Annotated in this window: 8 protein-coding genes; 3 read left to right on the top strand and 5 right to left on the bottom strand. The window is 65.3% G+C overall.

The window, feature by feature from the left end; translation table 11 throughout:
- Window positions 1-137: 137 nt before the first annotated feature.
- The gene (locus tag AXA74_RS16500) at window positions 138-746 is read right to left on the bottom strand and encodes an RBBP9/YdeN family alpha/beta hydrolase (protein WP_029580847.1); all 609 of its coding nucleotides are present in this window, start codon (window positions 744-746) and stop codon (window positions 138-140) included.
- 195 nt (window positions 747-941) lie between these two features.
- Between AXA74_RS16500 and AXA74_RS16495 the strand changes: the two genes are divergently transcribed.
- Window positions 942-2,066, top strand: coding sequence for a branched-chain amino acid ABC transporter substrate-binding protein (locus AXA74_RS16495; RefSeq protein ID WP_032956053.1), 1,125 nt, complete (start codon window positions 942-944; stop codon window positions 2,064-2,066).
- 68 nt (window positions 2,067-2,134) lie between these two features.
- Here AXA74_RS16495 and AXA74_RS16490 read toward each other — a convergent pair whose 3' ends face one another.
- From AXA74_RS16490 to ugpB, 4 genes are all read right to left on the bottom strand, one after another.
- Window positions 2,135-3,223 carry a sn-glycerol-3-phosphate import ATP-binding protein UgpC gene (locus tag AXA74_RS16490; protein WP_029580849.1) on the bottom strand — a complete coding sequence of 363 codons (1,089 nt, stop codon included), beginning with the start codon at window positions 3,221-3,223 and terminating at the stop codon, window positions 2,135-2,137.
- 47 nt (window positions 3,224-3,270) lie between these two features.
- A complete protein-coding gene (gene ugpE / locus AXA74_RS16485) occupies window positions 3,271-4,122 on the bottom strand; it encodes a sn-glycerol-3-phosphate ABC transporter permease UgpE (RefSeq protein ID WP_029580850.1) in 852 nt (283 codons plus the stop codon).
- 25 nt (window positions 4,123-4,147) lie between these two features.
- Window positions 4,148-5,029, bottom strand: coding sequence for a sn-glycerol-3-phosphate ABC transporter permease UgpA (gene ugpA, locus AXA74_RS16480; RefSeq protein WP_029580851.1), 882 nt, complete (start codon window positions 5,027-5,029; stop codon window positions 4,148-4,150).
- A gap of 282 nt (window positions 5,030-5,311) precedes the next feature.
- Window positions 5,312-6,622 (bottom strand): sn-glycerol-3-phosphate ABC transporter substrate-binding protein UgpB, encoded by a 1,311-nt coding sequence (gene ugpB, locus AXA74_RS16475; RefSeq protein WP_029580852.1) that lies wholly within the window; start codon window positions 6,620-6,622, stop codon window positions 5,312-5,314.
- Window positions 6,623-6,816: 194 nt separating this feature from the next.
- Between ugpB and proC the strand changes: the two genes are divergently transcribed.
- Complete coding sequence (gene proC / locus AXA74_RS16470) at window positions 6,817-7,650, top strand: pyrroline-5-carboxylate reductase (RefSeq protein WP_032978455.1); 834 nt, start codon at window positions 6,817-6,819, stop codon at window positions 7,648-7,650.
- Window positions 7,651-7,664: 14 nt separating this feature from the next.
- Complete coding sequence (locus AXA74_RS16465) at window positions 7,665-8,195, top strand: queuosine precursor transporter (RefSeq protein ID WP_095075250.1); 531 nt, start codon at window positions 7,665-7,667, stop codon at window positions 8,193-8,195.
- The last annotated feature ends 239 nt before the right edge of the window (window positions 8,196-8,434 follow it).

Here is an 8,434-nt window from a genome sequence, read left to right as displayed (position 1 = left end):
TCCTGGCGGTGTCGCATCACCAGTTCGTGGAGATGGGCGCGGCGGCCATCCGCAAGCTCGGCAAGCCCGATCACGTGCTCTACGACCTGAAATACGTGCTGACCGCCGAAGCGTCGGATCTGCGCCTGTAAGGCGGGTCAGCCCGGCCGGGCCCCCCCGGCCAGGGTCGGCACGGGCGGGATGCGCTGGGCCGGCGGCGAGACGCGCCAGACGGCGCGCCGGCGCAGCGCGCCCAGGAGCTTGAGGCCTTGCGGCCAGTTGCCCAGGCCGCTGTCGGCATTGATATGGCCAGCGCCGTGCAGCGTCACGAAGCGGCTGCCCCAGTCCTGGGCAAAGGCGCGCGCACGCGCCAGCTCGCAATAAGGGTCGTTGTCGCTGGCGACCACCACGCTCTGGAAAGGCAGGGGCTGGCGCGGCACGGGCGCGAAGTCCCGCAGGCAGGCGGGCATGCCGGCCTGCTCCACATCGGCCGGCGCCACCAGCAAGGCGCCGGCGACCCGGGCGCGCAGGGCGACCGGCAGGGATGCCGCGACCAGGCAGCCCAGGCTGTGGGCGATGAGCAGCACCGGCGAGACGGCTTCGTCCACGGCCGCCGACAGCGCGGCCACCCATTCGGCGCGTTCGGGGTTTTGCCAATCGCGCTGGGACAGGCGCCGCGCATGAGGCAGACTGTCCGCCCAAAGCGTCTGCCAGTGCCCGGGTCCGGAGTCTTTCCACCCAGGAATGATGATAGGTTGGAGTCTCATGTCCGCCATATTGCCTGGGCGGCTATCCAACCCAAACGAATATATATTCCATTGCATATATCGGCGGCGATATATGCGGAGGGGCTTTCATGGGCTCCAACGCCGGCGGCGCTTCGGTTATGCTTGCCCTGCAAAATGCACGGGCTGGCACCCGGGCGTAGATCAACGAAGACAAGCCAAAGAAGGAGCGACCCCATGAAAAAACATTTCCGCCTGACCCCGATTCTGGCCGCTTGCGGCGTGGCCATGGGGCTGGCCTGGTCCGGCGCCCAGGCGCAGAGCATCAAGATCGCGGTGGTCGGCCCGACGACGGGCCCCGTGACGCAATATGGGGACATGGTCCGCGAGGGCGTCGATACCGCTATTGAGCAGATCAATGCCGCCGGCGGCGTCAACGGCAAGAAGCTCGAGGCCGTGGTGATCGACGACGCCTGCGAACCCAAGCAAGGCCCGGTCGCGGCCAACCGCGTGGTCAACCAGAAGATCGGTTTCGTGGTGGGCCATGTCTGCTCGGGCGCCACCATCGCCGCCACCGAGATCTACAACAACGAGGGCGTGGTCATGGTCACGCCGTCGGCGACCTCGCCGGCCGTGACGGACGGCAAGAACTACGAGTTCATCTTCCGCACGATCGGCCGCGATGACCAGCAAGGCCCGGCCGCCGCCAAGTTCATCCTCGAGAAGATCAAGCCGGCCAATGTCGCGGTGCTGCATGATAAGCAGTCCTACGGCCAGGGTATCGCCACCGCCGTCAAGAACGACCTGGAGAAGGGCGGCGTGAAGGTCTCGGTGTTCGAGGGCATCAACGCCGGCGATAGCGATTATTCCGCCGTCATCACCAAGCTCAAGAGCAACGGCGTGGATTTTGTCTATTACGGCGGCTATCACCCTGAAATGGGCCTGCTGCTGCGCCAGGCGGCCGAACAAGGCGTCAAGGCCCGGTTCATGGGACCGGAAGGCGTGGGCAATCCCGACATCAACGCCATCGCCGGCGACGCGGCCGAGGGCATGCTGCTGACGCTGCCGGCCGATTTCGCCCAGAATCCCGCCAATGCGGCCATCGTCAAGGCTTTCCAGGACAAAAAGCGCAATCCCAACGGCGCTTTCCAGCTGACGGCCTATGCCGCCACCCAGGCCATCGCCGACGGCATCAAGGGCGCGGCCAGCACGGACCCGGCCAAGGTGGCCAAGTATCTGCACGCCAACAGCTTCGACACGCCGATCGGCAAGACCGCCTGGAACAAGCAGGGCGATCTGACCAACTTCGAGTTCCAGGTCTTCACCTGGCACAAGGACGGCAGCAAGAGCGCGTTCAAGTAAGCTGCGCGCGCCAAGCAAAACGCTGCCCTCGGGCAGCGTTTTGCTTTGGGCGGCTGATGCCGGCCGGTTCAGAGCCCAGCGACGCGGCGTCCGGTATCGATCTCGAACCAGTGCAGGTCGTGGCGGCCGTCCGGGCCGATGTTCATCGTTTCGCCGACCTTGACCGTCGATTCGGACAGCTGGCGGGTGGAGCAGCGCACGACGATCATGTTCTTGCCGTTGCGTCCATGCACCAGTTGCTCCGAACCCAGGGTTTCGATCATTTCGATCACCACCGGGATGCCCTGGGCATTGAGCAGCATGTGCTCGGGGCGCAGGCCCATGATGACCTTGCGCCCGCGCACGGCCGCCGGCACCTGCAGCGGCGAGATCTGCAAGGCGGTGCCCTCGGTGGTGTGCATGGTGCCGTCGCCGGCGACGTCCACTTCGACGAGGTTCATGGGCGGCGAACCGATGAAGCCGGCCACGAAGGTGGAGGCCGGCTTGTCGAAGACCTCCATGGGCGTGCCGATTTGTTCGGGCACCCCCTGGTACATGACGACCATGCGGTGCGCCAGCGTCATGGCCTCGACCTGATCATGGGTGACGTACAGGCTGGTGGTGTTCAGGCGGCGGTGCAGCTTGAGGATCTCCAGGCGCATGGCCACGCGCAGCTTGGCGTCCAGGTTGGACAGCGGCTCGTCGAACAGGAAGACCTTGGGCTCGCGCACGATGGCGCGGCCCATGGCCACGCGCTGGCGCTGGCCGCCGGAGAGCTGGCGCGGACGGCGGTCCAGCAGCTTGCCCAGTTCGAGGATCTGGGCGGCCGCCTCGACGCGCTTCTGGATCTCGGCCTTGGGCAGCTTGCGGATTTTCAGGCCATAAGCCATGTTCTCGAACACGCTCATATGCGGGTAGAGCGCATAGTTCTGGAACACCATGGCGATGTCGCGCTCGGCCGGCTCCAGATCGTTGACCGGCCTGCCGTCGATGATGATCTCGCCGCTGGTGACGGTCTCCAGGCCGGCGACCATGCGCATCAGCGTGGATTTGCCGCAGCCCGAGGGGCCGACGATGACGATGAACTCGCCGTCGGCGATGTCCATGTCGATGCCATGGATCACCGGCACATTGCCGGCATAGGTTTTCTTGACGTTGCGGAAACTTAGGGTAGCCATACGGTTTTATTCGTCTGCGGTATCTTGTCGGGAGGGCGGGTTGCCGGTCACTTTTCGGTGTCGACCAGGCCCTTGACGAACCATTTCTGCATCAGGATCACGACCAGCGCGGGCGGGATCATGGCCAGCAGGGCGGTTGCCATGGTGATGTTCCATTCGGTGACGCTGTCGCCGCCGCTGATCATGCGCTTGATGCCGATGACCACCGGGTACATGTCTTCCTGCGTGGTGATCAGCAGGGGCCAGAGGTATTGGTTCCAGCCATAGATGAACTGGATGACGAACAGGGCGGCGATGCTGGTGCGCGCCAGCGGCAGCAGCACATCGAAGAAAAACCGGATCGGCCCCGCGCCGTCGATACGGGCCGCCTCGATCAGCTCGTCGGGCACCGTGAGGAAGAACTGCCGGAACAGGAAGGTCGCCGTGGCCGAGGCGATCAGCGGCAGGGTCAGCCCGGCGTAGCTGTTGAGCAGGCCCAGGTCCGCGACCACCTTGTAGGTCGGGGCGATCCGCACCTCGACGGGCAGCATCAGGGTGACGAAGATCATCCAGAAGAAGAACATGCGCCCGGGGAAGCGGAAGTACACCACCGCGAAGGCCGACAGCAGCGAGATCGCGATCTTGCCCAGCGAGATGGCCAGCGCCATGATCAGGCTGACATACATCATGCGGGCCACGGGCGCGCCCGAGGAGCCGCCGCCCGAGCCGGCGAACAGGGCCTGCATGTAGTTGTCGACGAAATGCTTGCCGGGGATGAGCGACATCGGGGCGGAGGCGACTTCCTGGGCGGTCTGGGTGGACGCCACGAAGGTGACGTAAATCGGGAAGGCGACCAGCGCCACCCCCATCAGGAGGATGACGTGGGCCAGCGCATCTAGCCAGGGACGGCGTTCTACCATGGTTGCGAACCTTGTATTCTGAAAATCAGTACTGCACTTTGCGGTCGATGTAGCGGAACTGCACCACCGTCAACATGACCACGATGAACATCAGCACCACGGACTGCGCCGCCGAGGAGCCGAGGTCCAGGCCGCGGAAACCGTCGCTGTAGACCTTGTAGACCAGGATGGAGGTCGAGGTGCCCGGGCCGCCCTGGGTGGTGGTGTCCACCACGGCGAAGGTGTCGAAGAAGGCGTAGATGACGTTGACGACCAGCAGGAAGAAGGTCGTCGGCGAGAGCAGCGGAAACACGATGGACCAGAAGCGGCGCGACGGCGAGGCGCCGTCGATGGCGGCTGCTTCGATCAGCGAGCGCGGGATGGATTGCAGCCCGGCCAGGAAGAACAGGAAGTTATAGGAGATTTGCTTCCAGACGGCCGCGATCAGCACGAGGATCATGGCTTGGGTGCCGTCCAGGCGCGGATTCCAGTCCACGCCCAGGCTGCGCAGCGCGACGGCCAGGATGCCCACCGAGGGCGAAAACAGGAAGAGCCAGAGCACGCCGACCACGGCGGGCGCGACGGCGTAGGGCCAGATCAGCAGGGTCTTGTACATGCCGGCGCCGCGGATGACCCGGTCGGCCATCACGGCCAGCAACAGCGAGACCGACAGGCCCACGAAGGCCACCAGGACCGAGAAGACGGCCGTGACCTTGAAGGAATCGAGGTAGGCCTGCTGCGAGAAGAGGTCGACGAAGTTGGCTAGGCCGACGAATTCGGACGATAGGCCGAAAGCGTCTTCGAGGCGCATGGATTGCCACATTGCCTGCCCGGCGGGCAGGAAGAAGAAAACCACCGTAATGATCAGCTGCGGCGCAAGCAGCAGGTAAGGCAGCGTCTTGTGGCCAAATACGACACGTTTTTCCATGGAGCTGGACGGCTAGGGCGGCAGGGCCGCGGATACAAAGACCGCCGGAAGGTCCGACGGGTGGATAGAAAAGAAAACTTCAGCCGAGTGATGCGCCGGTCGGCCTGGGCCGGACTCGCTGCCCCGCTAAAACGCAAACGCCGCAGACAGTCCGGAAAAACGCCGGCCAGGGCCGGGTCGGGACAGCTGCGGAAACGGTGGTACTGCCGGGCCCATGCATGCATTCGGGCGACGGCCCCGAAGCCGCTGGACGGCGGTTCCGGGGCCGGTTGGGCCGCAAGTTTACTTCACGCTCTTCTCGAACTTCTCGAGCAGATCATTGCCACGCTTGACGATGGTCTGCAGGCCGTCCTTGGCCGAGGTCTTGCCCGAGACGATACGCTCGATCTCGGCATCCTCGATTTCGCGGATCTGCGGCAGGTAGCCCAGGCGCAGGCCGCGCGATTGCGCGGTGGTCTGGACGTTGAGCTGCTTGACGCCCACGTCGGTGCCGGGGTTCTTGTCGTAGAAGCCTTGTTTCTGGGTCAGCTCGTAGGCGGCCACGGTGACCGGCACATAGCCGGTCTGCTGGTGCCAGCGGGCGGCGATCTCGGGGCTGGCCAGGAACTTGAAGAACTTGGTCACGCCCTTGTAGACCTCGGGCTTCTTGTTGGCGAAGACCCACAGCGAGGCGCCGCCGATGATGGTGTTCTGCGGGGCGCCCTTCACGTCGGCATAGTAGGGCACGGTCGAGGTGCCGAACTCGAACTTGGCGTTCTTCATGATGTTGGCGCGCAGGCCGCTGGAGCCGGTGATCATGGCGCACTTGCCGCTGATGAACAGGGAGTTGGGCTCATCGCCGCGCCCGCCGTACATGAAAATGCCTTCCTTGCCCAGCTTGGCCAGGTTCTCGAGGTGGCGCACATGCAGCGGGGTATCGACCGCCAGGCGGGCATCCAGGCCGCCGAAGCCGTTGTCCTTGGTCGCGTAGGGCACGTTATGCCAGGCCGAGAAGGTCTCCAGCTGCACCCAGGACGGCCACGAGGTGGTATAGCCGCATTCTTGCCCGGCGGCCTTCAGCTTCTGGCCGGCGGCGGCCAGTTCTTCCCAGGTCTTGGGGGGCTTCTCGGGATCCAGGCCAGCCTTCTTGAAGGCGTCCTTGTTGTAGTAGAAAACCACCGTCGAGCTGTTGAAGGGCATGGAGATCAGCTTGCCCTCGGGCGAGGAGTAGTAGCCGGCCACCGCCCCGATGAAAGCCTTGGGATCGATGGCGTCGCCGGCTTCCTCGGACATTTGCTGCACCGGCTTGATGGCGCCCTTGGCGTACATCATGGTGGCCGTGCCCACTTCGAAGACCTGCAGGATGTCGGGCGCGTTGCCAGCGCGGAAGGCGGCGATGCCGGCGTTCATGGATTCGCCGTAATTGCCCTTGTAGACAGCCTTGACCTGGTAATCGGGATTCTGCTTGTTGAACTCTTCAACCAGCCCGTTGACGCGGTCGCCCAGGGCGCCTTCCATCGAGTGCCAGAATTGGATTTCCGTGGCGGCGTGGGCCGAGACGCTTGCAAAGGCCGCGATCAGGGCGGCGGCCAGGGCGATACGTTGGGGTCGCATGAAGTGTTCCTCCGGTTTAAGCGACCGCGCGGCGGGTCTCCGCGCGCGAAGCGTTACACCTTATGAATTGTTTGTGACAGAGGCGTGACTTTTACACCGCCCGGGAAGGCTGTCAAATTGGGCGGCAGCCGGCGGCTTGGGCGCGGAGCATGCTGCATTCTGCATCCGGCCCGGCCGGTTTACAATGGCGTGCCATGGAAAACCCTCTCTCTATCGCCTTTATCGGCGGCGGCAATATGGCCTCCGCCCTGGCCTTCGGCTTGGCCGACAAAGTGTGTCCTGCCCGCAACATTCATGTGGTGGACATCAATGTCCAGGCCCATGCGGGCTGGCTCGCGCGGGGCATGACCGCCGCCGCCGCGCCCGACGCGGCGCTGTCGCGCTGCCGCGTCTGGATCTTCGCGGTCAAGCCGCAGGTCATGCGCGAAGTCGTCCAGGCCGCGCGCCCCTGGCTGGAGCCCGACACGCTGGTCATCAGCGTGGCGGCCGGCCTGCGCGCCGACACCCTGGCCGGCTGGCTGGGGCAGGCCGACCTGCCTTGGCGCCGCCTGGTGCGCTGCATGCCCAATACGCCGGCCCTGGTCGGGCAGGGGATGACGGGCATGGCCGCGCTGGACGGCGTGAGCGCCCAGGACCGCCAACTGGCCGAGACCCTGCTCTCGGCGGTGGGCCAGGTCGTCTGGGTGGAGGACGACGCCGCGCTGGACGCGGTGACGGCGCTGTCCGGCAGCGGTCCGGCCTATGTCTTTCTCTTTCTCGAGTCCCTGATCGCCGCCGGCCAGGCGGTGGGGCTGAGCGCCGAGCAGGCCCGCCAGCTCGCCCTGGGGACGTTTGCGGGGGCAACCCGCCTGGCGGCCGAGGCCAGCGAGCCGCCGTCGGTGCTGCGCGAGCGCGTGACGTCCAAGGGCGGCACGACCGCCGCGGCGCTGCAAGTCTTCGAAACGGCCGACATGCGCGGCATGGTCGAGCGCGCCGTCCGGGCCGCCGCGCAGCGATCGCGCCAGCTGGCCGAGGAGTTCGGCAAGTGAGGCGTTTCGAGACCATGCGCGGCTATCAATTCCTGGTCGCGGTCTTCTGCATGGGCGCCGTGGTGGTGGGCTCCAACATCCTGGTCCAGGTGCCCCTGAATGACTGGCTGACCTGGGGCGGCTTGTCCTATCCGGTGGCCTTCCTGGTCACCGACGTGCTGAACCGGCGCTTCGGCCCGGCGGCGGCCCGGCGCGTGGCCTGGTTCGGTTTTGCGGCGGCGCTGCTGGTGTCGGTCTGGGTCGCCTCGCCGCGTATCGCCCTGGCCTCGGGCCTGGCCTATATCTGTGCCCAGCTGATCGACATCCAGGTGTTTGACCGCCTGCGCGACCAGCGCTGGTGGCGCGCGCCCCTGGTCTCCGGGGTGATCGGCGCGGTGGCCGATACCGCGATTTTCTTCAGCGTGGCCTTTGCCGCGACCGGCACGCCCTGGCTGACCTGGATGCTGGGCGACCTGGCCATCAAGCTTGCGGTCAATATCAGCATGCTGGCGCCGTTTCGCGCCCTCATGTGGAACCTGGCGCGTCCGGTTCCCCAGACCCGCTAGGATAGGCGCCGGGCCCGGCGCTGTGCCGAACAGGCGTCAATACATAATAAAAGCGGGTCAATTTCGCCTAAAAAAACCGCGGATTCCCGCGGTGGGTTTTTGCGCTTACATGAGGCTTACGGCTGTCAACTGGCCGGTTATTGCGGCTATCTGTCCCGCATTGGCTTGGCGCGCGCAATATTGGGGATTACACGCAGTGACACCCTTGGGGCTTGCTTTCAGAATACCCGCGACATCGA

The organism is Bordetella hinzii LMG 13501, assembly GCF_001548475.1.
GTDB classification, from domain to species: Bacteria; Pseudomonadota; Gammaproteobacteria; order Burkholderiales; family Burkholderiaceae_B; genus Bordetella; species Bordetella hinzii.
Note: the sequence above shows the minus strand (reverse complement) of the source record. Positions and strands in the feature narration are given on the sequence as shown.

What these genes read in the sequence shown, in the direction of transcription:
- ugpE (WP_029580850.1), bottom strand. Translation starts at nt 4,122, where the DNA reads ATGGTAGAACGCCGTCCCTGGCTAGATGCGCTGGCCCACGTCATCCTC.
- AXA74_RS16465 (WP_095075250.1), top strand. Translation starts at nt 7,665, where the DNA reads ATGCGCGGCTATCAATTCCTGGTCGCGGTCTTCTGCATGGGCGCCGTG.
- AXA74_RS16500 (WP_029580847.1), bottom strand. Translation starts at nt 746, where the DNA reads ATGAGACTCCAACCTATCATCATTCCTGGGTGGAAAGACTCCGGACCC.
- proC (WP_032978455.1), top strand. Translation starts at nt 6,817, where the DNA reads ATGGAAAACCCTCTCTCTATCGCCTTTATCGGCGGCGGCAATATGGCC.
- AXA74_RS16495 (WP_032956053.1), top strand. Translation starts at nt 942, where the DNA reads ATGAAAAAACATTTCCGCCTGACCCCGATTCTGGCCGCTTGCGGCGTG.
- AXA74_RS16490 (WP_029580849.1), bottom strand. Translation starts at nt 3,223, where the DNA reads ATGGCTACCCTAAGTTTCCGCAACGTCAAGAAAACCTATGCCGGCAAT.
- ugpA (WP_029580851.1), bottom strand. Translation starts at nt 5,029, where the DNA reads ATGGAAAAACGTGTCGTATTTGGCCACAAGACGCTGCCTTACCTGCTG.
- ugpB (WP_029580852.1), bottom strand. Translation starts at nt 6,622, where the DNA reads ATGCGACCCCAACGTATCGCCCTGGCCGCCGCCCTGATCGCGGCCTTT.